19 protein-coding genes, 1 tRNA gene and 1 pseudogene are annotated in these 23757 nt (G+C 42.5%); 13 read left to right on the top strand and 8 right to left on the bottom strand.

Annotation, left to right across the window (positions count from 1 at the left end; translation table 11 throughout):
- Window positions 1-161: 161 nt before the first annotated feature.
- From metK to DK428_RS02825, 4 genes are all read left to right on the top strand, one after another.
- Entirely contained in the window at window positions 162-1316 is a 1155-nt protein-coding gene (gene metK / locus DK428_RS02840) for a methionine adenosyltransferase (RefSeq protein ID WP_005701662.1), read from the top strand.
- A 64-nt stretch (window positions 1317-1380) separates the two neighbouring features.
- A complete protein-coding gene (locus tag DK428_RS02835) occupies window positions 1381-1881 on the top strand; it encodes a SprT family zinc-dependent metalloprotease (RefSeq protein WP_109064280.1) in 501 nt (166 codons plus the stop codon).
- A 159-nt stretch (window positions 1882-2040) separates the two neighbouring features.
- A complete protein-coding gene (locus DK428_RS02830; RefSeq protein WP_109090010.1) occupies window positions 2041-3279 on the top strand; it encodes an HAAAP family serine/threonine permease in 1239 nt (412 codons plus the stop codon).
- An 88-nt stretch (window positions 3280-3367) separates the two neighbouring features.
- Window positions 3368-4732, top strand: a complete 1365-nt coding sequence (locus DK428_RS02825; RefSeq protein ID WP_109064278.1) for an L-serine ammonia-lyase — start codon at window positions 3368-3370, stop codon at window positions 4730-4732.
- A gap of 98 nt (window positions 4733-4830) precedes the next feature.
- Here DK428_RS02825 and ansB read toward each other — a convergent pair.
- A pseudogene (gene ansB / locus DK428_RS02820) lies at window positions 4831-5881 on the bottom strand (L-asparaginase 2).
- A gap of 301 nt (window positions 5882-6182) precedes the next feature.
- On the opposite strand from ansB, the gene rlmN reads away from it, so the two are divergent.
- From rlmN to DK428_RS02785, 7 genes are all read left to right on the top strand, one after another.
- Entirely contained in the window at window positions 6183-7337 is a 1155-nt protein-coding gene (gene rlmN, locus DK428_RS02815) for a dual-specificity RNA methyltransferase RlmN (protein ID WP_162616588.1), read from the top strand.
- Window positions 7338-7358: 21 nt separating this feature from the next.
- A complete protein-coding gene (pilW, locus tag DK428_RS02810) occupies window positions 7359-7913 on the top strand; it encodes a type IV pilus biogenesis/stability protein PilW (RefSeq protein WP_109064276.1) in 555 nt (184 codons plus the stop codon).
- A 218-nt stretch (window positions 7914-8131) separates the two neighbouring features.
- On the top strand, window positions 8132-9157 hold the full coding sequence (locus DK428_RS02805) for a RodZ domain-containing protein (RefSeq protein WP_109064327.1): 1026 nt from the start codon (window positions 8132-8134) through the stop codon (window positions 9155-9157).
- A gap of 10 nt (window positions 9158-9167) precedes the next feature.
- Window positions 9168-10271 carry a flavodoxin-dependent (E)-4-hydroxy-3-methylbut-2-enyl-diphosphate synthase gene (ispG, locus tag DK428_RS02800; protein ID WP_005703458.1) on the top strand — a complete coding sequence of 368 codons (1104 nt, stop codon included), beginning with the start codon at window positions 9168-9170 and terminating at the stop codon, window positions 10269-10271.
- A 24-nt stretch (window positions 10272-10295) separates the two neighbouring features.
- On the top strand, window positions 10296-11573 hold the full coding sequence (gene hisS, locus DK428_RS02795) for a histidine--tRNA ligase (RefSeq protein ID WP_109064275.1): 1278 nt from the start codon (window positions 10296-10298) through the stop codon (window positions 11571-11573).
- Between the two features lie 10 nt (window positions 11574-11583).
- A complete protein-coding gene (locus DK428_RS02790) occupies window positions 11584-12198 on the top strand; it encodes a YfgM family protein (RefSeq protein WP_109064274.1) in 615 nt (204 codons plus the stop codon).
- A 55-nt stretch (window positions 12199-12253) separates the two neighbouring features.
- Window positions 12254-12706, top strand: coding sequence for a methyltransferase family protein (locus tag DK428_RS02785; protein ID WP_109064273.1), 453 nt, complete (start codon window positions 12254-12256; stop codon window positions 12704-12706).
- Between the two features lie 9 nt (window positions 12707-12715).
- Here the strand turns inward: DK428_RS02785 and hda are convergent, their stop codons facing one another.
- The 6 genes from hda to DK428_RS02755 form a co-directional block, all read right to left on the bottom strand.
- Entirely contained in the window at window positions 12716-13420 is a 705-nt protein-coding gene (gene hda / locus DK428_RS02780; protein ID WP_109064272.1) for a DnaA inactivator Hda, read from the bottom strand.
- Window positions 13421-13535: 115 nt separating this feature from the next.
- Window positions 13536-14783, bottom strand: coding sequence for a nucleobase:cation symporter-2 family protein (locus tag DK428_RS02775; protein ID WP_065294675.1), 1248 nt, complete (start codon window positions 14781-14783; stop codon window positions 13536-13538).
- A 125-nt stretch (window positions 14784-14908) separates the two neighbouring features.
- The gene (gene upp, locus DK428_RS02770) at window positions 14909-15535 is read right to left on the bottom strand and encodes a uracil phosphoribosyltransferase (protein ID WP_050332721.1); all 627 of its coding nucleotides are present in this window, start codon (window positions 15533-15535) and stop codon (window positions 14909-14911) included.
- Window positions 15536-15642: 107 nt separating this feature from the next.
- Window positions 15643-17490, bottom strand: a complete 1848-nt coding sequence (gene ppiD, locus DK428_RS02765) for a peptidylprolyl isomerase (protein WP_109064271.1) — start codon at window positions 17488-17490, stop codon at window positions 15643-15645.
- A gap of 127 nt (window positions 17491-17617) precedes the next feature.
- Window positions 17618-20035: an endopeptidase La gene (gene lon / locus DK428_RS02760; RefSeq protein ID WP_420837005.1), complete on the bottom strand. Its 2418-nt coding sequence runs from the start codon at window positions 20033-20035 to the stop codon at window positions 17618-17620.
- Window positions 20036-20240: 205 nt separating this feature from the next.
- Window positions 20241-20330: transfer RNA gene (locus tag DK428_RS02755), tRNA-Ser, on the bottom strand.
- 162 nt (window positions 20331-20492) lie between these two features.
- On the opposite strand from DK428_RS02755, the gene dauA reads away from it, so the two are divergent.
- Both dauA and DK428_RS02745 read left to right on the top strand, forming a co-directional pair.
- Window positions 20493-22238, top strand: a complete 1746-nt coding sequence (gene dauA, locus DK428_RS02750) for a C4-dicarboxylic acid transporter DauA (RefSeq protein WP_109064270.1) — start codon at window positions 20493-20495, stop codon at window positions 22236-22238.
- Between the two features lie 36 nt (window positions 22239-22274).
- The gene (locus DK428_RS02745; protein ID WP_162616587.1) at window positions 22275-22910 is read left to right on the top strand and encodes a bifunctional 4-hydroxy-2-oxoglutarate aldolase/2-dehydro-3-deoxy-phosphogluconate aldolase; all 636 of its coding nucleotides are present in this window, start codon (window positions 22275-22277) and stop codon (window positions 22908-22910) included.
- A 64-nt stretch (window positions 22911-22974) separates the two neighbouring features.
- Here DK428_RS02745 and DK428_RS02740 read toward each other — a convergent pair whose 3' ends face one another.
- Window positions 22975-23622, bottom strand: a complete 648-nt coding sequence (locus DK428_RS02740; protein ID WP_109064269.1) for a Fe-Mn family superoxide dismutase — start codon at window positions 23620-23622, stop codon at window positions 22975-22977.
- Window positions 23623-23757 lie beyond the last annotated feature (135 nt).

The raw sequence follows: 23757 nt of genomic DNA, 5'->3' as shown, positions 1-23757 counted from the left end.
TTTTCTTTTTTATTGATGCCATTATTTACTGAAAACAGACAAAATTCCCTGTCTTAGCAACTTGCATTTTAGGGCTAAAAGCGTATGATTAGCCGTCTAGATGGAAATACTTCCAAATATCCTTACATTTACTCTGTATTAAAATTATTCCGGAGAATAACATGAGCCAGTATTTATTTACGTCCGAGTCCGTTTCTGAAGGGCATCCGGACAAAATCGCCGATCAAATTTCCGATGCGGTGTTAGATGAAATCATCAAACAAGACCCAAAAGCCCGCGTTGCTTGCGAAACCTATGTGAAAACCGGGATGGCATTAGTAGGCGGTGAAATTACCACATCTGCATGGGTGGATATTGAAAATTTAGCGCGTGAAGTGATTTGCGACATCGGCTATACCAGTTCCGAAATGGGCTTTGATGGCCGTTCTTGCGCGGTGTTAAACGCCATCGGTAAACAATCTTCCGACATCAATCAAGGCGTGGATCGTGAAAATCCGCTCGATCAAGGCGCGGGCGACCAAGGCATTATGTTCGGTTATGCTACCAATGAAACTGAAGTATTTATGCCGGCAGCCATTACTTACGCGCATCGTTTAATGGAACGCCAAGCGCAGGTACGTAAAAGCGGAAAACTAGATTGGTTACGCCCTGACGCGAAAAGCCAACTTACCTTTAAATATGAAGACAACAAGATCATCGGCATTGATGCCGTGGTGCTTTCCACCCAACATGCCGAAAGCATTAGCCAAAAAGATTTGCATGAAGGCGTGATGGAAGAAATCATCAAGCCGGTATTGCCGGCGCAATGGTTGTCTAAAGACACGAAATACTTCATTAATCCAACCGGTCGTTTCGTTATCGGTGGCCCTATGGGGGACTGCGGTTTAACCGGTCGTAAAATTATCGTGGATACTTACGGCGGTGCGGCACGTCACGGTGGTGGTGCGTTCTCCGGTAAAGATCCGTCTAAAGTTGACCGTTCTGCTGCTTATGCAGCCCGTTATGTGGCGAAAAACATTGTTGCCGCCGGCCTTGCGGATCGTTGCGAAATTCAGCTTTCTTACGCTATCGGTGTTGCCGAACCGACATCAATCATGATTGAAACTTTCGGCACAGGCAAAGTGGCGAATGAATTGTTGGTAAACTTAGTACGTGAATTCTTTGATTTACGTCCGTACGGGTTAATTAAAATGTTAGATTTAATCCAACCGATTTATCGTCAAACCGCCGCTTACGGTCACTTCGGTCGTGAACAATTCCCTTGGGAAAAAATTGATCGCGCAGCAGAGTTACGCGCGGCGGCCGGATTAAAATAATTTTTTAAATCATCAATTTGTGATAAAGTGCGGTTAAAAAATAAAGCGTTTTTTGACCGCACTTATGCAAACAGAAAATAATTTTCGCATTGTAAAAATGCAGCTTCTCCGTCGCATTCATTACGGCTTGCAACTGGCAGAAGAACACTTTAAACACTCTTTTAGTCTTCCGCAAATTAATTACGAGTTAAAAGGCATTAAAGCCGGTGTTGCTTATCTACAAAGAAACGTCATCAGTTTTAACCGCACTTTAATGCTGGAAAATAGCGAAGATTTCATTCGACAAGTGTCCTTACACGAACTGGCTCATATTATTGTTTATCAAGCGTTTGGCCATGTTCAACCTCACGGTAAAGAGTGGCGATTTGTCATGAAAGAGATTTTTCATTTGCCGGCCGACACCTGCCATCAATTCGATCTTTCCTCGGTACAAGGCAAAACCTTTACTTACCGTTGCGCCTGCCAAACCCACCAGTTAAGCATTCGCCGACATAATAAAATCCAACGTGATGGCGCGGTATATTTTTGTCGCAAATGCAAAACCCAGCTCAACTTAGTTGTGTAAATTTTCACAAACTATATTAAAAACTTGTTACAAAAATCACATTTTTCAAGGAAAAAGTTATACACCGATCACAAATCTACGAAATTCTCTTTGAAAGCCTTTTATAACGGATCTACCATGCGCGCAGAATGAATATCACTGTTTATAAAAGGAGACAGTATGTCTAATCAAAATGATAAATGGCGTAAATTTGACATTGTTTGGATGTTAAATCTGTTTGGCACCGCAGTTGGTGCGGGTGTGTTGTTTTTGCCAATTAATGCCGGGATGGGAGGATTCTGGCCATTAGTTGTGATGGCACTTTTAGTAGGACCAATGACTTATTTGGCGCACCGTGGGCTTTCTCGTTTTGTATTATCTTCTTCTAAACCGGGTAGCGACATTACGGAAGTGGTGGAGGAGCATTTCGGTAAAACCGCGGGAAAATTAATTACATTATTGTATTTCTTTGCAATTTTCCCGATTTTGTTAATTTACGGTAACGGCATCACCAATACCGTAGATTCGTTTATCGTAAACCAATTAGGTATGCCGTCGCCGAACCGAGTGTTACTGTCATTTGTGCTAATTGCGACATTAATTTCCATTATGTTGATGAATGAGAAAGTCATGTTGAAAATCACGGAATTATTGGTTTATCCATTAGTATTGATTTTATTTGTACTTTCCATTTATTTAATTCCGCATTGGAACACATCCGTATTATTAGAAGCACCAACAGCAAAAGGCTTTCTGGTCACATTGTGGCTGACGATTCCGGTGTTGGTGTTTTCATTTAACCATTCTCCGGCAATTTCTGCTTTTTCTTTATCCCAACAACGGGAATATAAAGATCCTGAATTAGCAGAAAAACATGCCAGCAAAACCTTAAAAGGTACCGCTACCACACTATTGTTGTTCGTTATGTTATTTGTGTTCAGTTGTGTGTTGACCTTAACACCGGTAGAACTTGCAGAAGCAAAAGCGCAAAATATCAGTATCTTGTCGTATCTTGCCAATAAATTTGACAATCCGTACATTTCTTACTTCGGTCCGTTGGTAGCATTTTTGGCGATTACCAGTTCATTCTTCGGTCATTATTTAGGTGCTCGCGAAGGTTTGGAAGGGTTATATTTAAAAATGACGGATAACAAAACCATTAACCGTAAAAAATTAAATTATGGCACCGCACTTTTCTTCTTATTAACCCTTTGGGCGGTGGCGGTCATCAATCCAAGTATTTTAGGTTTGATTGAATCCCTTGGCGGTCCAATCATTGCGATGATTCTATTTATCATGCCAATGTATGCCATTCATAACGTTCCTGCTATGCGTCGTTATAAAGGCAAGCTGAGCAATATTTTTGTCGTGGTGATGGGCTCCATTGCAATTTCCGCTGTGGTCTATGGATTATTTTAAAAATAAGCGTAGAATGCGCTTCCTTTGTCCTGATTCTAACGAAAGTGCCTTATGCCTTTGGGGCGTAAGGCACGGTAGTGAGTAAAATATGATTAGCGTTTTTGATATGTTTAAAATCGGTATCGGTCCCTCGAGTTCGCATACCGTTGGGCCGATGAAAGCCGGCAAGCAATTTATTGATGATTTAATTGAGCGTGAGCTACTAAAAAAAGTCACTCAAATTCAAGTGGATGTTTACGGTTCATTATCCATGACAGGTCACGGTCATGGTACCGATATTGCGATTATCATGGGTTTAGCCGGTTACTTACCAAATAACGTTGATATTGAAGGCATTCCGGGTTTTATTGCCAATGTAAATGAAACCGCCAAATTAGCTCTGGCCGAAGGGAAGCACGTTGCCAAGTTTGATCCGGCAACAGACATGATTTTCCATCAAACTTTCTTGCCATTACATGAAAACGGCATGAGTATTACCGCATTGGCCGACAAAGAAGTATTGTACAAGCAAACGTACTATTCCATTGGCGGCGGTTTTATTGTTGATGAAGCGCATTTCAACCAGCAGGAAGAAAATAAAATTGAAGTGCCTTACCCTTATCGTAATGCAGCTGATATTTTGCGTCATTGTCAAGAAAGCGGGCTTTCCTTGTCCAGTTTGATGATGAAAAATGAACTGGCTTTACACAGTAAAGCAGAATTGGAAGCGCATTTACATCAAGTATGGAAAACGATGAAAGATTGTATTAATCATGGTTTGCATACGGAAGGGGTGTTGCCGGGGCCATTAAAAGTCGCCCGACGTGCCGCTACCTTATATCGAATGCTAAAAGCGAACAACGAGTTATCTAACGATCCGATGCGGGTTATCGATTGGGTTAATATGTTTGCCTTAGCGGTGAATGAAGAAAATGCAGCTGGCGGACGGGTGGTCACTGCACCGACGAATGGAGCCTGCGGCATTGTTCCGGCAGTGTTGGCTTATTACGAAAAGTTTGTCGGCCCATTGACTAACGAAATTGTTGAACGTTATTTATTAACCTGCGGCATGATCGGGTCTTTATATAAAATGAACGCTTCCATTTCCGGTGCGGAAGTGGGTTGTCAGGGAGAAGTTGGTGTAGCTTGCTCCATGGCGGCCGCCGGTTTATCGGAAATTCTTGGGGGAAGCCCGGAACAAGTGTGTATCGCCGCAGAGATTGCTATGGAACACAACCTTGGCCTTACCTGCGATCCGGTGGGCGGGCAAGTTCAAGTGCCTTGCATCGAACGTAACGCCATCGCCTCGGTTAAAGCCATTAATGCCAGTCGCATGGCTTTACGTCGTACTACCACCCCGCGCGTGACTCTTGATAAAGTTATCGAAACCATGTATGAAACGGGTAAGGACATGAACGCCAAATACCGTGAAACCTCCCAAGGAGGCTTAGCGATTAAGGTGGTGTGTTCATAAAAAAATGACAACATAAAGTGCGGTTATTTTTACAAAAGTTTTCAATCCCATACAAATTTGTATGGGGTTGTTTTATTTGTGATGATGGTAGGCTGGTTTTAGAAATCCTCAAAATACTGCTGAATTTCCTTCACATCTTTGGTTTGGGTTAACGCGAGTTGCAACAGTACACGAGCTTTTTGCGGGTTTAATGTGCCGGATGTAATAAAACCATATTTGCTGTCATCCACTTCTGCGTCACGGGTAGTGTAACCGGTTGGTACACGGGAAGAACGCACTACCGTTACACCATCTTTAGCGGCTTTTGCCAATAACTCCAAGTTTTCCGTATTGACGTTACCGTTGCCTACCCCTGCACTAATAATGCCTTGATAATCAGCGTCTAATAAGGCTTTTAAAGGTTCAGTCGGCATATTGGAATAAGCATACACAATACCGACTTTCGGCAATGCCTCTAAATTGGTGACATCAAACGGCGTGTTCGTGGTGTGTTTGCTTTCCGGCGAACGTTCATAATCCACTTTACTGTTATGAATGTAACCTAACGCGCCAAAATTTGGTGAAACAAAGGTTTGTACGGCGGTTGTACTCATTTTGGAGACATCACGCGCGCCCAGCACTTGATCGTTCATTGCTACCAATACGCCACGACCGGCTGATTTTTTATCCACGGCAACCACTACCGCGTTGTATAAATTCATCGGACCATCGGCACTTTTTTCTGTTGCCGGACGCATTGCGCCGACTAATACCACCGGTTTTTCACATTTTACGGTTAAATCCAGAAAATAGGCGGTTTCTTCCATCGTATCCGTGCCATGAGTAATGACAGAAGCCATCTGTGTCTGCACATTGCTTATTAATCGTTTTCGCTAATGTTAACCACACCTTATCATTCATATCTTGTGAACCGATATTCACCACCTGCTCACCGGTAATATTGGCGATGTCTTTCATTTCCGGTACGGCTTCAATTAAGCGCTCAACTGTAAGTTGACCGGCTTTATAAGCAGAGCTGACCGCAGTTTCGCCGCCGCCGGCAATGGTTCCGCCGGTGGCCAAAATAGTAATATTCGGCAAATCCGATGCATAAGCGGAAGACATAGCTAAACTCAAAACGGTTAACGCCGTTAATTTTTTTAATGTCATAATCCCTCCTTGAGTGAATGCCAAAATCATTTGTCGATAAAAACAAATGCTTAAAAATTAGACGCATGATTTGGGTATCTATTGCAAAAATATCGTACTTTTTTAATGGTTATTCGATCGGGATCACAAAAAAGTGCGGTCGTTTTTCCAAACGTTTGTGAGATAACCGCGAAATTGCTAGATTAATGAAAACGAAATCAGTACAATCGCAGCCTATTTTTATCCGGTCATCCATTCCAATAAAATGGCCATAACCTAAAAAATTTCGGTTTCTGCCGTAATGTGTAATAACGAGGCTCCTATGTTAGAACAACCTATTGCCAATGCTGCCAGTGCAGATGTGGCAAAAAAAGTCAATTTAATGAATTTAACCCGTGCGCAAATGCGTGAATTTTTTGCCGAATTAGGTGAAAAACCGTTCCGCGCCGATCAATTGGTGAAATGGATTTATCATTTTGGTGAAGATAATTTCGATAATATGACCAATTTAAACAAAAAGTTACGGGAAAAATTAAAATCCGTGGCAGAAATTAAAGCCCCGGAAGTGGCGGTGGAACAACGTTCTGCCGATGGCACGATTAAATGGGCGATGCAGGTAGGTGATCAACAAGTAGAAACCGTGTACATTCCGGAAGCGGATCGTGCCACATTATGTGTTTCTTCGCAGGTTGGTTGCGCGTTGGCCTGTACTTTTTGTTCTACCGCCCAACAAGGGTTTAACCGCAATTTAACGGTATCGGAAATTATTGGGCAAGTGTGGCGCGCATCGAAAATCATCGGCAATTTTGGGGTTACAGGCGTGCGTCCGATTACCAATGTGGTAATGATGGGCATGGGCGAACCGTTATTAAACGTGGCGAATGTGGTGCCGGCCATGGAAATTATGTTGGACGATTTCGCCTACGGACTATCCAAACGTCGCGTGACTTTATCCACCTCAGGTGTTGTGCCGGCGTTAGATAACTTGAGCAAAATGATTGATGTGGCGTTGGCGATTTCCTTGCATGCACCAAACGATGAATTGCGTGATGAAATCGTGCCGTTAAACAAAAAATACAATATTAAAACCTTGATTGATTCGGTGAATCGTTATTTAAGCGTCTCCAATGCCAACCATGGCAAAGTGACTATCGAATATGTGATGTTGGATCACATTAACGATCATGTGGAACATGCTCATCAATTAGCGGAAGTATTAAAAAATACACCGTGTAAAATCAATTTGATTCCATGGAACCCGTTCCCGGAAGCACCTTACGCGAAAAGCTCCAACACGCGTATTGACCGTTTCCAGAAAACATTGATGGAGTATGGTTTGACGGTGATTGTGCGCAAAACCCGAGGCGATGACATTGATGCCGCTTGCGGACAATTAGCCGGTGATGTCATTGACCGTACCAAGCGTACTACACAGAAAAAACGTTTCGGTCAAGGTATCGCCGTTCAAGTACAATAATTCCATAACAGAGGAAAAATTATGGTCAATATTCAGTTTCTTTTTTATCGTTTTGTACCATTTATTTTTCCTTTTCTGTTTTCTGCCTGTGTTGTTCATTCCGATGCTCCGGATTTTGATAAACAAGCGGCGGCTAAAGCCCGTGTGGAGCTGGCATTGGGCTATTTACAGCAGCAAGATGGTAGCCAAGCCAAATTAAATTTGGATAAAGCCCTTTCTTATGCTCCGAAATATTATTTGGTGCACGCCGCGTTAGCGTATTTTTATCAGCAACAAGGGGATGTTGAACACGCCAAACAATCGTATTTAACGGCGATTAAGCTGGATGATAAACAAGGGGATGTATTCAATAACTTCGGTGCGTTTCTTTGTTCGCAAGGGGAATATCAGGCCGCCTATGAACAATTTAAACAGACATTAAAAAGCCCGAATTATTATCATCAAGGCGACACTTACGAAAACCTTGCGCTGTGCGCGTTATCGGCGAAAGATCATCAAATTTATCGGGAGAACCTTGCCGCCCTTGAAAAAATCGAACCGATGCGAGCCAAGAAATTGGCTCAACTCGCCAAATAGCGTGACCAATCACACGAAAAGTGCGGTTGATTTTTCTAATATTTTTTGACTCTTCTGAATTCGTCAATCTATCCGAGTATTTTCAGCATTTATTATTTGTTTAAAAATGTTTAACAATTTCACCAAAGGCGCAGAATAAGGCTATATAACAGTTGCAAAACACGCCTGACAACCTTAAACTTTACCACTCAATTTTTAGCGAAAAATACCATCCGTTTATGAACACACAAACAGCTTCACCAGAACCGCAGACAAACACTCGAGAAACCTCATTAGGCGATAAATTTCGTCAGGTGCGAGAAGCCTTAAATCTCACCGTTGAACAAGTCTCTAAAGAGATCTCATTACGTCCCGCCGTATTAAGAAGCATTGAAAATAACCAATTTATTAGTGATACCATCCCATCAACCTTTATGCGCGGGTATGTGCGTAGTTATGCCAAGTTCTTGAAAATTCCGGATAGCGATTGGGTGAATACCATTAATTTCGGTCATGTGCAGAAAAATGACTTGGGCAAAAACGCCCGTGCCACCCGTGCGGTTAATCAGTATTCATCTCATAATAACTGGGTGGGGTATTTAAGCGTAATCGTTGTTTTGATCGTAGTTGGCATGACCGGTATGTGGTGGTGGGAGAGCCATCAACAATCTAATGTGGAACGGGATATTTTAGTTAATACTTACACCAATAGCGTTGCTGAAACCACAACTAGCAAACCAATAACTAATGAAGTTGTTGTACCACAACCGACGAAAATCGAAAACACCTTAACGGATACCGCGCCGAAGGGCACAAATATTGAAATTGAAACGAAGCCGTTGGTTGAGCCTCAAATAGCGGGTTCATCCACGCCAAGTGAACCGACACAAAGCTCCGGTAATGTCTTGCAGTCGGAGATGAATAAAATCAGCGGTAACGAGCAGTTAAGCATGACACAAACTGCTGCACAGGCTTCCGGAGAACAGCAAAGTGCGGTGGAAAATTCAAACGTTTCGACTGCTGATGCGTCGAAAGATAATTTACACATTGAAGTTATCGGCAATTGTTGGATTAGCGTGAAAGATAAAAATCGTAAAGTCTTAGCGCAAAAAGAATATAAACAAGGCGATGTATTAAGTTTTAACGAAGAAGAACCTTATTCTTTAATTATCGGTGCACCGGGCAATGTCAGAATTACTTACAAAGGTGAAGCCTTCCCGTTAACCGTTGATGGCCGTGTAGCGAAATTTAAACTACCTCAATAATGAGCAAATAATGTTAGAAAGACCAAAAATTCAGCGTAGAGAATCGATTAAAATTTATGTAGGAAAAGTCCCTGTGGGGGGAGATGCACCAATTTCTGTGCAGTCAATGACCAATACACGTACTACCGATGTGGAAGCGACAGTTGCCCAAATTAAAGCTTTGGAGCGCGTGGGCGCCGATATTGTGCGTGTTTCCGTGCCAACCATGGATGCCGCAGAAGCCTTTAAGCTCATCAAACAACAAGTGGATGTGCCGTTGGTGGCCGATATTCACTTCGACTATCGTATTGCCTTAAAAGTAGCGGAATATGGTGTAGATTGCTTGCGCATTAATCCGGGTAATATCGGGCGGGAAGATCGTATTCGTGCGGTGGTAGATTGTGCCAAAGATAAAAATATCCCGATTCGTATCGGGGTGAATGCCGGCTCACTGGAAAAAGACATTCAGGAGAAATATGGCGAACCAACACCTCAGGCGCTGTTAGAGTCTGCGTTACGTCATGTTGAAATTTTAGATCGACTCAACTTTGATCAATTTAAAGTGAGTGTGAAAGCCTCCGATGTCTATTTGGCGGTAGAGTCTTACCGTTTACTTGCAAAAGCCATTAAACAGCCGTTGCATTTAGGCATTACTGAGGCTGGTGGCGCCCGCTCCGGAGCGGTGAAATCTGCCATTGGCTTAGGCATGTTATTATCGGAGGGGATCGGTGATACGTTACGTGTTTCTTTAGCGGCCGATCCGGTAGAGGAAATCAAAGTCGGTTTTGATATTCTAAAATCTCTGCGCATTCGTTCCCGAGGCATTAATTTTATTGCTTGCCCGACCTGTTCCCGTCAAGAATTTGATGTTATCGGTACAGTAAACGCTCTTGAACAGCGCTTAGAAGATATTATTACGCCGATGGACGTGTCTATTATCGGTTGTGTCGTCAATGGCCCCGGTGAGGCGTTGGTTTCTGATTTAGGCGTGACCGGCGGCAACAAGAAAAGCGGTTATTATCTTGCCGGTGAACGCCAGAAAGAACGTTTTGATAACGAAGATTTAATCAATCAATTAGAAGCTAAAATTCGCGCCCGCGTGGCACAACAAGATCCGAAAAATCGTATTCTTTAATTTTTATAAACACAGGAATTTATTGTGGCAAAAACAATTCAAGCAATTCGTGGCATGAATGATTGCTTACCGACAGACACCCCGTTGTGGCAATGGGTCGAGAATAAAGTGCGGTCAGTTTTGAGCGCGTATGGTTATGCCGAGATCCGTATGCCGATCGTAGAAAGTACACCGCTTTTTGCGCGTGCGATTGGGGAAGTCACTGACGTTGTCGAAAAAGAAATGTTTACTTTTGACGACCGTGATGAAGAAAGTTTAACTCTTCGTCCGGAAGGCACGGCCGGTTGTGTGCGTGCCGGTATTGAACACGGTTTGCTGTATAATCAGGAACAGCGTTTGTGGTACATGGGACCGATGTTTCGTTATGAACGTCCGCAAAAAGGCCGTTATCGCCAGTTTCATCAAGTGGGTGTAGAAATTTTCGGTATTCCGAACCCGGAAATTGATGCGGAACTGATCGCATTGACTGCACGTTTATGGAAAGATTTGGGCATTTTTGACCACGTTACTCTTCAACTGAACTCTATCGGTTCGTTAGATGCGCGTAAAAATTACCGTCAGGCGTTAGTCGATTTTCTGCAAAATCACATCGATATTTTAGATGAAGACAGCAAGCGCCGTTTAACCACCAATCCGTTACGAATTTTAGACAGTAAAGATCAACGGGTACAAGAGGTGTTAAATGATGCGCCGAAATTACATGATTACCTTGATGACGAGTCCCGTGAACATTTTGCCCAATTATGTGCTTTATTAGACAGCCTCGGCATTCAGTACGAAATCAATCAAAAACTGGTGCGCGGTTTGGATTACTACAATAAAACCGTTTTTGAATGGGTGACTTCTGCATTGGGTGCGCAAGGCACGGTTTGTGGTGGCGGCCGTTATGATGGTTTGGTGGAACAGTTGGGCGGTCATGCCACTAGCGGCGTTGGCTTTGCCATGGGCTTGGAACGTTTGGTGTTGTTGGTACAAGAAGTGAATCCGCACATCGAATTACCAAGAGCGGTGGATCTTTATGTTGTTTATCAAGGTGAAGACACAACTATTGCCGCATTTAACTTGGCTGAAAAACTTCGCTCGGAATTACCGCACTTACGCACGATGCTGCATTGCAGTGGCGGTAACTTTAAGAAACAGTTTAAACGTGCCGATAAAACCGGTGCGAAGTTGGCTTTAGTGATTGGTGAAGAAGAAGTGAAGAACCAACAAGTGGTGGTGAAAGACTTGTTGCAACAGGGGGAGCAAACCGCCGTTGCATTCGCCGACATTACATCACATATTAAAAATACACTTAAATAAGGAAAGAAAAATGGCTTATACCATTGAAGAAGAACAAGAATTGAGTGCTATCAAAGCATGGTGGAACGAAAATTATAAATTTATTATTGTTTGTTTTGTCATTGCCTTTGGCGGTGTATTCGGTTGGAATTATTGGCAGTCGCATCAAATCCAAAAAATACATTCGGCTTCCGCAGAGTACGAACAGGTGTTATTTAATTACGCAAAAGATCCGAAAGCACAAGCAGAGCAGTTTAGTCAGTTTATTAAAAATCATGAAAAAACTAGCTATGCGGTGTTGGCTTTGTTAGATAAAGCTAAAATTGCTGTAGAGAACAATGATTTCACTCTGGCAGAAGACGCTTTAAAACAAGCTATGGCGCAATCCACTGATGATATTTTATCTTCTATTACAGCGTTGCGTTTGGCTTCCGTGCAATTCCAATTAGGACAGTTCGATCCGGCGTTGGATAGCCTGAAATTGGTGAAAGAGCAGGCTTGGAGCGGGGCGAAAAACATTTTAGCCGGTGACATTCAATTAGCCAAAGGCGATAAAGAGGCAGCCAAGGCGAGTTATCAACAAGCACAACAACACGCCTCTCCGTTAGAACAGCAACTTATTCAAGTGCGGTTAAATAATTTATAGTTTTTAAGGCTTGGTTCTCCAAGCCTTTCTTTTAATAATTTCAATGAGGAACATCATGGCTACTAATCAACGCAAAATCCCTATTCCGCCTCCATTAATTTTTGTCTTCTGTGCTTTGTTAATGAAAATTCTCCCACCTATTTGGCAATTTTCGATGCCGTGGTGGTTGGTAATTCTCTTAGGCGGGATTGGTTGTGTTATCGGCATGGCGAGCGTCTTACAATTTTTATTAGCCAAAACCACAGTTGACCCGCTAAAAGTCGAAAATGCTTCACACTTAGTGACTAATGGAATTTATAAATACAGCCGTAATCCGATGTATCTAGGCTTGGTGTTTGTTTTATTGGCGTGGAATTGTTATCTTGGCTCGTTGTCAGCAATATTAGGTGTGTTGCTATTTGTGTGGTATATCACCGAGTTTCAAATTAAGCGGGAAGAGGAAAGTTTGCGAAAGATTTTCGGTGATGCATTTACGGCGTACTGCCAAGATACCCGCAGATGGTTGTAACATTGGCTGTTATAAGGACAAAATTTCTTTGACGAAAGGGATGGTTAATTTGCGTTGTGCTTGTAACGAGGCTTGATCGAGTTTTTCCAACGCATTAAACAAGGTTTTCATATCCCGTTCCAAGCGCTTAAACAAAAAATTAGCCGTTTCATCAGGCAACTCGATACCGCGCTGATAAGCGGCTTTTTGTAACACGTCTATTTTTTGCTTATCGTTTAACGGCGCAAGCTGATACACCTCTCCCCAGGTTAATCGGGAAGCCAAATCAGGTAGTTGCACCGATAAATTGGCAGGGGATTGATCGGCGCTCATTATTAACAATGTTCTTCCGGTTTCCCGTACGCGATTAATTAAATCAAAAATGGCGACTTCCCATTCGGCATTGCCGATGACTGCCTGCAAATCATCCAAACAAACTAACGCTTGCTGTTCAAGGTTCTCTAATACGGCAGGAGAGAAATATTGGGCTTTGTTTAACGGGACATATAATGCCGGACGCTGTTGCGCAAGATAATGCTGACAAACACCTTTTAGTAGGTGGCTTTTTCCGCTCCCTTTATTACCCCAAAGATAGAAAAATTGCTGATGAAGTTGTAAGAAATTTTTTTGTAGTGAATTAAGGAGTAGCAGATTATTTTCTGCATAGAAGTTTTCTAACGTTTCATCATCCGATTGATGAATAGGCAAAGGAAGTTGGAAATGCGGTTCGGCCAAATCAGACACCTAAGGTGTGGTTATCAAAGTGCGGTAAGAATAAACGAAATTTTTCAATTTAGAAAGTCATTAGCGGATATTTTTCCTACCCGCTAATGACGGTTAAGTATTCATACTATGCAATTTCGTTTTTGGCTTTTGGTAACACCAAATTCAAAATGATGGCAACAACGGCGCATAAGCTGATGCCTTTTAAGGAAACACCGCCCACATCAACGAACATATTGCCGATCCCAAACGTCATCACAACGGCGATGATACATAAGTTTCGGGCTTCGGTGACATCCACTTTCGCACGAATGAGTGTGCTCATCCCCACCACGGCAATAGAGCCGAACACCAACATCATAATCCCACCCATGACAATAGTCGGAATGGTGGAGAGAAATGCGCCGACTTTACCGCAGAAGGAAATAGCAATTGCCCAAACAGCCGCCCATGTCATGATATTTGGATTAAAGTTGCGGGTCAGCATGACTGCGCCGGTAACTTCAGCATAGGTGGTATTCGGTGGTCCGCCTAACAAAGATGCTGCGCTGGTGGCAATGCCGTCACCGAGTAAGGTGCGGTGTAATCCGGGTTTTTTAAGAAAATCTTTGCCGGTGACTGAACTAATGGCCATAATACCGCCAACGTGTTCTACTGCCGGTGCAATGGCGATTGGTAGCAAATATAAAATGGCTTCCAGTTTAAATTCAGGCGCGGTTAGATTTGGTAAACTAAACCATGGAGCATCTAAAACAGGTTGGAAATTAATCAATCCCATGAAAAGACATAGAATATAACCCACAGTGATGCCGAACATGATTGGAATTAATTTCATTATGCCTTTTGAGAAAACGGCTACACACAGGGTGGTCACTAAGGTCACCATGGAGACCAATACCGCGTCGTTATATTGATAAGCGCTATTTTTACCTAATGCCATATCCACGGCCACAGGGGCTAATCCCATACCGATGATGATAATGACCGGACCGACGACCACCGGTGGAAAAATACGTTCTAATGCTGCTGCGCCGCGAATTTTCACTAACGCGCTCAAGGCGACATAAACCAAACCCGCAAAGGCCAAACCGCCCATGGTGACAGGAATGCCCCACGTGGCTACGCCATATTGAATAGGTGCGATAAATGCAAAAGAAGAAGCGAGGAAAATCGGCACTTGCTTGCCTGTACAAAGTTGGAATAACAGGGTGCCGACACCGGCGGTAAGCAGTGCGGTATTTGCATCAAGACCGGTAATTAACGGTACTAAAACTAAAGCGCCAAACGCTACAAAAAGCATTTGTAGTCCTACGAAAGCTTGTTTAACGCGGCTTTGTTGTTCCTCAATAGGAAAATTTTGTGTTGTATTTGTCATGTAAGTTTCAACTCTCTGTCTGAATTAACTTAAAAAGTGCGGTCAAAATTTCAAGTGTTTTTTCTTGTCATTTTCCCGAAAAAGAGGCGGATAAAATCCGCCTTACCTTGTGAAAAAGCGAACGATTACTTGGTACCGAAAATTTTATCGCCTGCGTCACCTAACCCAGGGATGATATAACCATTTTCATTTAAGTGATCGTCAATAGAGGCGGTGTAAAGCTCAATGTCCGGATGGGCTTTTTCTAACGCTGCCAAGCCTTCCGGTGCAGCCACCAAAACCAGGACTTTAATATGCTTACAGCCTTTTTGTTTTAACAAATTAATGGTTGCAACCATAGAGCCACCAGTGGCTAACATTGGGTCAACCACAATGGCTAAACGCTCTTCTAAATCGCTGGCTAATTTTTGGAAATACGGTACGGGTTCTAATGTTTCTTCGTTTCGATACATCCCGACCACGCTAATTCGCGCACTCGGAACGTGCTCCAAAACACCGTCCATCATGCCTAGACCTGCACGCAGAATTGGCACAACGGTAACTTTTTTACCTTTAATTTGATCAATTTCAACGGGGCCACACCAGCCGTCGATAATGACTTTTTCCGTTTCCAAATCGGAGGTAGCTTCATAAGTTAAGAGACTTCCCACTTCTGTCGCTAACTCACGAAATTTTTTAGTATCGACATCTGCAGCACGCATTAAACCTAATTTATGTTTGACTAATGGATGCTTAACTTCAACTAATTTCATCTTAATCTCCTTTGTTAGATGTTAGGTGCGAACATTAAATCGCAGAGTAATAAACCATGCCGCAACGGGCAAAAATAATGCCTATGGTCATAGGCATTATGCGTTAATTATTGTTCCTGATTAATAAACGAATCGTTTATTTCAATTTTGGCTTTCGCGCGTAAAGCATTCAATAAGCTATTTTGCAAGCCGACTTGAGCGGCTTGTTCAATTTGAACGGCAAATTGTTTTTGTTCCTCTTCGCTCAATTTGCCATCGGTCACTTTATCCAATGCAATGATAACCACATCGCCTTTAGTGTCTTTGGCCGCTTTATAGGTAGTTTTGCCTTCTGTCGGTTTCGTCATCGAAAATACCTGATTATTTAAAGCTGGATTTTTATTTTCAGCAAATACCCAGGTTTGCTCGGCTCCGAATTTCACACCATCAACGGTTTTGCCTGACGCTAATTCTTGTACGAATTTATCGGCTTGGGCTAACACAACGGTTTCCGCTTTTTGCTGTTTTAGCGTTGCAATAATTTCTGCTTTCGCCTCTTCTAAAGATTTTGTTGATTGCGCTTTATGTTCAAGTACACGCACCACTAAAGAGTGTTGTTCTCCTATGCTCATCGGCTCAGAATTGCTACCGCCTTGGGATATTTCGGAATCAAAAATGGCTGATGCCACATTCGGGTAATTTAGTGCGGCAGGAATGTTGTTACGGGAGAAATAGCCGGTTTCTTGCACTTTAACACCAGCTTCATCGGCAGCCGCTTTTAGTGAAGAAGGATCTTCAAAGGCTTTTTCAGCCACACGTTTTTCAACAGAGAAGAATTGGTTGTTGATCAAGTTTTGACGAATTTGTGCAGCAATTTGCGCTTTCACATTTTCTAACGGCAATACGCCCGCTTCTTTGCGTTCTTCTACCAAAATAATGTGATAGTTATTATCCAGTTTGACCGGTTGACTGTATTGACCCACAGCTAAAGCATTCGCTGCATCTTCAAAAACTTTCGGAAATTCACCCGAACTTACCCAACTTAAATCACCACCTTTCTCCGCACTGGTAGGATCGATAGAGTGATTTTTGGCTAAGTCGGCAAATGCCGCACCATTTTGTAATTGATTGTATAAATCTTGTGCCTGTTGTTCGGTTTTCACTTGGATATGGGCTAAACGTTGTTGTCCCTGCGTAGTGAATTGGGCCTTTTTGTCTTGGTAGTACTGTGCAATTTCCACATCGCTAATATTGATGCTTTTTTCCATATTTGCACCAGATAAATCAAGATATTGCACTTTCACGGATTCAGGAATAGTAAAGTCAGCCTTGTGGGCATCGTAGTAAGCTTGAATTTCGGCATCAGTGACGGTTTGTTTCGAAATTTCATCGGCTAAAGATAAATTTGCCAATCGAATATTGCGGCTTTGGAAGAATAATTTTGCCAAAGCGTCCCGTTGCGCCGGTACGTTGAATGCGGTAATTGCCAAACCGCCTTGAAGTTGTTCTAAGCGTAATGCTTCACGCACATAACCTGCATAGGTTTCGGCAGAAATACCATTGTTTTGTAGCACTTGTTGGTATAACGCATTATCAAATTTGCCGTTATTTTGGAAATTCGGGCTGGTAACAATTTCTTGTTTAATTCGTTCATCGCTTACGCCTAATTTCAATTCATTGGTGTATTGGCGTAGCAATTCCTGATCAATTAGGGACGATAAAATTTGTCTTTTGAGATTAGCGACTTGAGCCGGGGAATCGGCTTCTTGCGGGCTTAAATTGCGGGAGGCGATGTTGTATTGATTTTGGAAAGCGTGCTGTGAGATTTCTTCTCCATTCACTTTCGCGGCAGAGTTGTCTGTTCGGGTGTAAAGATAGCCTGCCATAGAACTGATAACAAAGGTTACCGAAATAAAACCAAAAAGAAACTTAGAAGCCCAGTTGTTTGAGGCTCCGTTCAGTTTTTCCATTACCATTAAAATTTATCCTATAAAAATGATACAAAAATTTGCACGATTATAATCTAAAGCGCCTGAGGACGCACTATCAAAATAAAAATAAGCCAAATTATGTTGGATAATTTGGCTTATTAAAAACACTTAATTAATTGACCGCACTTCTGGATACGGCTTTTTTACGACGGGGCGCTTTTACTGCAGAAACCGGATCAAGTTTCACAAATTCAACGCCGGTCGGCGGATTCTCCAATGCAATGGTTAGCACTTCATCAATGGTCTCCACGGCATGGATAACAAGATCACGTTTTGCATTTTCCGGAATGTCTTCCAAATCTTTCACGTTTTCCTTCGGAATAACCACGGTTTTAATACCGCCTCGATGGGCTGCTAGCAATTTCTCTTTTAATCCGCCAATTGGTAACACTTTGCCACGCAAGCTGATTTCTCCCGTCATGGCTACTTCCGACTTCACCGGATTACCGGTTAAGCAGGACACTAATGCTGTACACATAGCAATCCCTGCGCTTGGACCATCTTTTGGTGTTGCACCATCCGGGACGTGAATATGAATATCCCGTTTTTCATGGAAATCGGAATTGATGCCTAATTTTTCCGCACGGGAGCGGACTACGGTCATTGCTGCTTGAATGGATTCTTTCATCACATCGCCAAGAGAACCTGTATAGCTGAGTTTGCCTTTGCCTGGCACAGAAGCCGTTTCAATGGTGAGTAAATCACCACCTACTTCTGTCCATGCCAAACCAGTCACTTCGCCGACACGATTTTGTGTATCCGCACGACCAAATTCAAAGCGTTTTACACCAAGATAGTCATGCAAGTTTTTCGCGTTGACTTTAATGGACTTTACTTTCTTGTCTAGCAACAATGTTTTGACTGCCTTACGACAGATTTTTGAAATTTCACGCTCTAAGTTACGCACCCCGGCTTCACGGGTGTAATAGCGAATAATATCCACAATCGCGCTATCATCAATAGTTAATTCACCGGCTTTTAGTCCGTTACGTTCCATTTGTTTGTTGATCAAATGGCGAGTGGCGATATTCAGTTTTTCATCTTCCGTATAACCGGATAAACGAATCACTTCCATACGATCCAATAACGGTGTTGGAATATTCATGGAGTTGGAGGTCGCTACAAACATGACATCAGATAAATCATAATCCACTTCCAAATAATGATCGTTAAAATGAGCATTTTGTTCAGGATCCAACACCTCTAATAATGCAGAGGCAGGATCACCCCGCATATCGGAAGTCATTTTGTCAATTTCATCTAGTAAGAAAAGCGGATTTTTCACACCGACTTTCGCCATTTTTTGAATCAATTTACCCGGCAACGAACCAATATAGGTTTTACGGTGACCACGAATTTCTGCTTCATCACGCACGCCACCTAGCGCCATACGCACATATTTACGACCGGTCGCATTAGCTATAGATTGCCCTAATGATGTTTTACCAACTCCCGGTGGCCCCACTAAACAGAGAATAGGACCTTTGATTTGATTTAAACGGGTTTGTACGGCAAGGTATTCCAAAATACGTTCTTTCACGCGTTCTAAACCGTAATGATCCGCATCTAAAATTTCTTGTGCTTTGGACAGATCTTTTTTCACTTTGGTGCGTTTATGCCAAGGCACTTGAATCATCCAATCAATATAGCTACGCACAACCGTTGCTTCCGCCGACATCGGGGACATCATTTTCAGTTTTTGTAGCTCGGATTCCGCCTTCTCACGAGCTTCCTGCGGCATTTTGGCATCTTCAATTTTTTGGCGTAATTGTTCAATTTCACTTACCGTATTTTCTGTTTCGCCAAGTTCTTTTTGAATTGCCTTAATTTGTTCATTCAAATAGTAATCGCGTTGGCTTTTTTCCATTTGTTTTTTCACGCGACCACGAATGCGTTTTTCCACTTGTAACAGATCTGCTTCTGACTGCATTAAACCCAGCAAATATTCAAAACGCTCAACCACATTGGTCATTTCCAATACGGCTTGTTTCTGCGCAACGGAAACCGGTAAATGGGAAGCCATCGTATCGCTTAATTGTTCTAAATTATCGATTTGTTGTAAGGCAGAGAGAATGTCAGGCTGTACTTTTTTGTTCAAATTAATATAGCTTTGAAACTCATCTAAGACAGCTTTATGAGCCACTTGTAATTCTTTTTCATTACCTAAAGTAGTTAGTAACGGTTCGGCAACGGCCCATAAATATTCACCGTTATCTTCAACTTTTCTGATTTTGGCGCGTTGTTGACCTTCCACCAATACTTTGACCGTACCGTCAGGCAATTTTAATAATTGAATAATATTGGCAATGGTTCCAACGTCATATAAATCATCAATAGACGGCTCCTCCAAATCTGCCTGTTTCTGTGACACCAATAATAATTTCTTATTGTTCTGCATTGCGTCATCAAGGCTACTAATTGATTTTGGACGACCGACAAATAACGGCATTACCATATAAGGAAATACAACAACATCGCGCAGTGGCAATACCGGTATTATTTGTAATTCTGGTTTTTTTGATCTCATCATATACTCTCTTAATCTAAAATCCGATGATTGCCTGTATATTGGGGTAGTTTATTTAAATTCAAGACTTAAAAAACTCCGCCAACAGGCTAAAAGTGCGGTGGGTTTTTCACGTGTTTTTGATACAATTTTTCTTGTAAGAATAGAAATTAGTATAACTGAATTAGGCTGTGGTAAGACAGAAAATAAAAAGAAAATTCGTTAAGAATGGCGGTGAGAGAGGGATTCGAACCCTCGATGCAGTTTCCCACATACACGCTTTCCAGGCGTGCTCCTTCAACCACTCGGACATCTCACCGTGATTAGGACGTGCGAACTATAAGGATTTCATTGAGCTTCGTCAAGTATTTTTGTAATTTCATTGTTCATAAGATAAAAATTTCACCAAAAGTCAGGTAAAATAGCCATTATCCATAAGGTTATTCATTTCAATTACACATCTCATCTTATTTATATTTTTATGTTAAAAAAATGGTTTCTTACTAAAAATGTCTTTCTGTCAGTTAAACCTTTCAGTGCATTAAAAGACAGCCTCAGAGACGGCTATACTTCCCGTCATTTGGTAAAAGATATTATTGCCGGATTAACTGTCGGTATTATCGCCATCCCGCTTTCCATGGCGCTTGCTATTGCCACCGGCGTACCACCGCAGCACGGTTTATACACCGCCATTGTTGCGGGGATTATCATCGCGTTAACGGGCGGTTCACGCTTTAATATTTCCGGTCCAACAGCTGCCTTTGTGGTGATTTTATACCCTGTTACCCAGCAATTCGGTTTAAGTGGTCTGCTTATGGCCACTTTGCTTTCCGGTATCATTTTGGTACTTATGGCGTTGTTCCGTTTGGGGCGGCTTATTGAATATATTCCGCTACCCGTCACGCTCGGCTTTACATCGGGTATCGGCATCGTTATTGCTACCTTACAAATTAAAGATTTCCTTGGCTTGAGTATTGAAAAGATGCCGTCTCATTATCTTGAAAAAGTGCAAGTAATTTTGACCGCACTTCCAAGCATCAATTGGGCGGATACTATTGTTGGTGTTATTACCCTCATTGTTTTAACGCAATGGCATAAGCTACGTCTGCCCATTCCCGGTCATTTGCCGGCAGTGATCATCGCAACATTGTTATCTTTATTGCTGACACACTTCGGTTATTCTGTCGCGACCATCGGTACCGAATTTCAATACACACTTTCTGACGGTACGACCGGCTACGGTATTCCGAGTGTTTTGCCTGAATTTTCCTTGCCATGGAATATTCCTGATCCGCAAGGCAATCTGATTAACTGGAATTTCGACACCATTCAACGCCTATTGCCGGCCGCTTTTTCCATGGCAGTCTTGGGCGCGATCGAATCTTTATTGTGTGCAGTCATTTTAGACAATATCACCGACACTAAGCATCATTCCAATAACGAATTATTAGCGCAAGGCCTTGGTAACATTGCCTCTCCGTTTTTTGGCGGTATCACTGCCACCGCTGCCATCGCGCGTTCTGCAGTAAATGTTAAATCCGGTGGTGTATCACCGATTTCAAGTGTCGTACACGCCTTACTAGTGCTTTTTGCCTTATTGTTTTTTGCTCCGGCACTGTCTTATTTGCCGTTATCTTCTATGGCTGCACTCTTGCTGGTCGTGGCTTGGCATATGGCGGATTTACCACAAATTATTCAGCTTACCCGTCGTTCCGGACGTAACGAAATTGCCGTATTACTGGTTTGTTTAATCCTTACTGTGTTATTTGACATGGTGATTGCTATTTCTGTGGGTGTGTTATTGGCCAGTTTGCTGTTTATCCGCACCATCGCCGAAATGACCAAATCCATCAATATCGCTGTGCCGGAAGATTTGGATGATGTGTTAATTTATCGTATTAGCGGACCGCTCTTTTTCGCAGCTGCCGATAATCTCTTCGCCGACTTGCATGATAAAACCGTCCACACCGATCACGAAATCAAACATATTGTTTTACAATGCGATGCCGTGACCGTGCTTGACACAGGGGGCATTCATGCACTTACCCGCTTCGTACAACATATGCTGCCTCATCAACAGCTTTATATGTGTAACATGCAGTTCCAACCACTACGAACTATCGTTAAATCCGGTTCACTGCCTGAAATCAAAAAAATTACTTTCACCTCTGATTTAACCGAAGCATTGAATAAAATTCGGGAATTTGAGGGGATTGAGCCGAAATAATTCATTTGTGATATTAACGGGTTAAAAGGAGAAACTATGCTGAATCTAACGACAATCACAACACAACTTCATCAACTCAAAGTCGTTCCTGTTATCGCGTTGGATCATGCTGAGGATATTTTACCGTTGGCAGATACGCTGGTACAAAATGGGTTGCCGGTAGCGGAGATTACTTTTCGTTCTCCGGCGGCTGAAGAGGCGATTCGGTTGTTGCGCCAAAAGCGACCTGATTTTCTGATTGCGGCGGGTACGGTTTTAACCTCAGAACAGGTTTTTCAAGCGAAAAATGCCGGTGCGGATTTTGTCGTGACGCCGGGGTTTAACCCTAAAATTGTGCAATTATGCCAAGACTTAGGTTTACTGATTATACCGGGCGCGAATAATCCGATGGCTATTGAAGCAGCGTTAGAGCTAGGCATTGAAACTGTGAAATTCTTTCCGGCGGAAGCCTCTGGTGGTGTGAAAATGATTAAAGCGTTATTAGGCCCTTACACGCAATTGAAAATCATGCCAACGGGTGGGATTGGGTTGCAAAATATTCAAGATTATTTAGCCATTCCAAATGTGGTAGCCTGTGGTGGTTCTTGGTTTGTCGAGAAAAAACTGATTAATGACAAAAACTGGTCGGAAATCGGTCGATTAACGAAAGAAGTGGTTGAACTGGTTAAGTAGGTTTTGAATATAAAAGTGCGGTCAAAAAAAGCAGTGTTTTTTGACCGCACTTTTCAATGGAAGATTAGTGGTGGTGTGCACCGGCTAACACTTTCTCAAAGCGTTCGTTAGCAAAATCCCAGTTCAGCACGTTCCAGAATTCTTTAATATAGTCCGGACGGCGGTTTTGGAATTTTAAGTAATAAGCGTGTTCCCAAACGTCTAAACCGAAGATTGGGGTTCCGGAACAACCGGCAAATTCTTTGCCCATAATTGGGTTGTCTTGGTTGGCAGTAGAGGCTACATAGAGTTTTCCGTTTTCTAATACTAACCATGCCCAACCTGAGCCGAAACGGGTAGCCGCGGCTTTTTCAAATTCCGCTTTGAAGTTTTCAACGGAACCAAAATCACGCACGATAGCGTCTTTCAATGGACCTTGTAAGGTTGTACCTTTTTTCAGACTTTTCCAGAATAAGCTATGGTTTAAGTGGCCGCCTACATTGTTGCGTAGCGCAGGGCGTTTTTCTGGTGCAACTTCATGTAAGTGCGCCAATAATTTACCCGGGCAACCGCTGGCGAGTTCTTGTAATTCAGGAGAGTTTTCTAATACCGCGTTAGCGTTGTTTACATACGCTTGGTGGTGTTTGCTGTGGTGAATTTCCATGGTTTGCGCATCGAAATGGGGTTCTAATGCGTCATAGGCGTAGCCTAATTCAGGTAAAGTATAAGCCATAATTTTTTCCTTTTGTTAGAGTCAATCACGTTTAAAAAACGGTCTAAATCATAGCACGAAAATTGATTAAGATCATTAAAGGCTGTGATTGGTTAATAAAAAAGAAGATGGCAACTAGCCATCTTCTTTATTTTC

The organism is Aggregatibacter kilianii, assembly GCF_003130255.1.
In the GTDB taxonomy this organism is placed as follows: domain Bacteria; phylum Pseudomonadota; class Gammaproteobacteria; order Enterobacterales; family Pasteurellaceae; genus Aggregatibacter; species Aggregatibacter kilianii.
Note: the sequence above shows the minus strand (reverse complement) of the source record. Positions and strands in the feature narration are given on the sequence as shown.

Excerpts from the sequence above, each read along its gene's own strand:
- metK (WP_005701662.1), top strand. The coding sequence starts at position 162 with ATGAGCCAGTATTTATTTACGTCCGAGTCCGTTTCTGAAGGGCATCCG.
- DK428_RS02835 (WP_109064280.1), top strand. The coding sequence starts at position 1,381 with ATGCAAACAGAAAATAATTTTCGCATTGTAAAAATGCAGCTTCTCCGT.
- DK428_RS02830 (WP_109090010.1), top strand. The coding sequence starts at position 2,041 with ATGTCTAATCAAAATGATAAATGGCGTAAATTTGACATTGTTTGGATG.
- DK428_RS02825 (WP_109064278.1), top strand. The coding sequence starts at position 3,368 with ATGATTAGCGTTTTTGATATGTTTAAAATCGGTATCGGTCCCTCGAGT.
- rlmN (WP_162616588.1), top strand. The coding sequence starts at position 6,183 with ATGTTAGAACAACCTATTGCCAATGCTGCCAGTGCAGATGTGGCAAAA.
- pilW (WP_109064276.1), top strand. The coding sequence starts at position 7,359 with ATGGTCAATATTCAGTTTCTTTTTTATCGTTTTGTACCATTTATTTTT.
- DK428_RS02805 (WP_109064327.1), top strand. The coding sequence starts at position 8,132 with ATGAACACACAAACAGCTTCACCAGAACCGCAGACAAACACTCGAGAA.
- ispG (WP_005703458.1), top strand. The coding sequence starts at position 9,168 with ATGTTAGAAAGACCAAAAATTCAGCGTAGAGAATCGATTAAAATTTAT.
- DK428_RS02790 (WP_109064274.1), top strand. The coding sequence starts at position 11,584 with ATGGCTTATACCATTGAAGAAGAACAAGAATTGAGTGCTATCAAAGCA.
- DK428_RS02785 (WP_109064273.1), top strand. The coding sequence starts at position 12,254 with ATGGCTACTAATCAACGCAAAATCCCTATTCCGCCTCCATTAATTTTT.
- DK428_RS02775 (WP_065294675.1), bottom strand. The coding sequence starts at position 14,783 with ATGACAAATACAACACAAAATTTTCCTATTGAGGAACAACAAAGCCGC.
- upp (WP_050332721.1), bottom strand. The coding sequence starts at position 15,535 with ATGAAATTAGTTGAAGTTAAGCATCCATTAGTCAAACATAAATTAGGT.
- ppiD (WP_109064271.1), bottom strand. The coding sequence starts at position 17,490 with ATGGTAATGGAAAAACTGAACGGAGCCTCAAACAACTGGGCTTCTAAG.
- lon (WP_420837005.1), bottom strand. The coding sequence starts at position 20,035 with ATGATGAGATCAAAAAAACCAGAATTACAAATAATACCGGTATTGCCA.
- dauA (WP_109064270.1), top strand. The coding sequence starts at position 20,493 with ATGTTAAAAAAATGGTTTCTTACTAAAAATGTCTTTCTGTCAGTTAAA.
- DK428_RS02745 (WP_162616587.1), top strand. The coding sequence starts at position 22,275 with ATGCTGAATCTAACGACAATCACAACACAACTTCATCAACTCAAAGTC.
- DK428_RS02740 (WP_109064269.1), bottom strand. The coding sequence starts at position 23,622 with ATGGCTTATACTTTACCTGAATTAGGCTACGCCTATGACGCATTAGAA.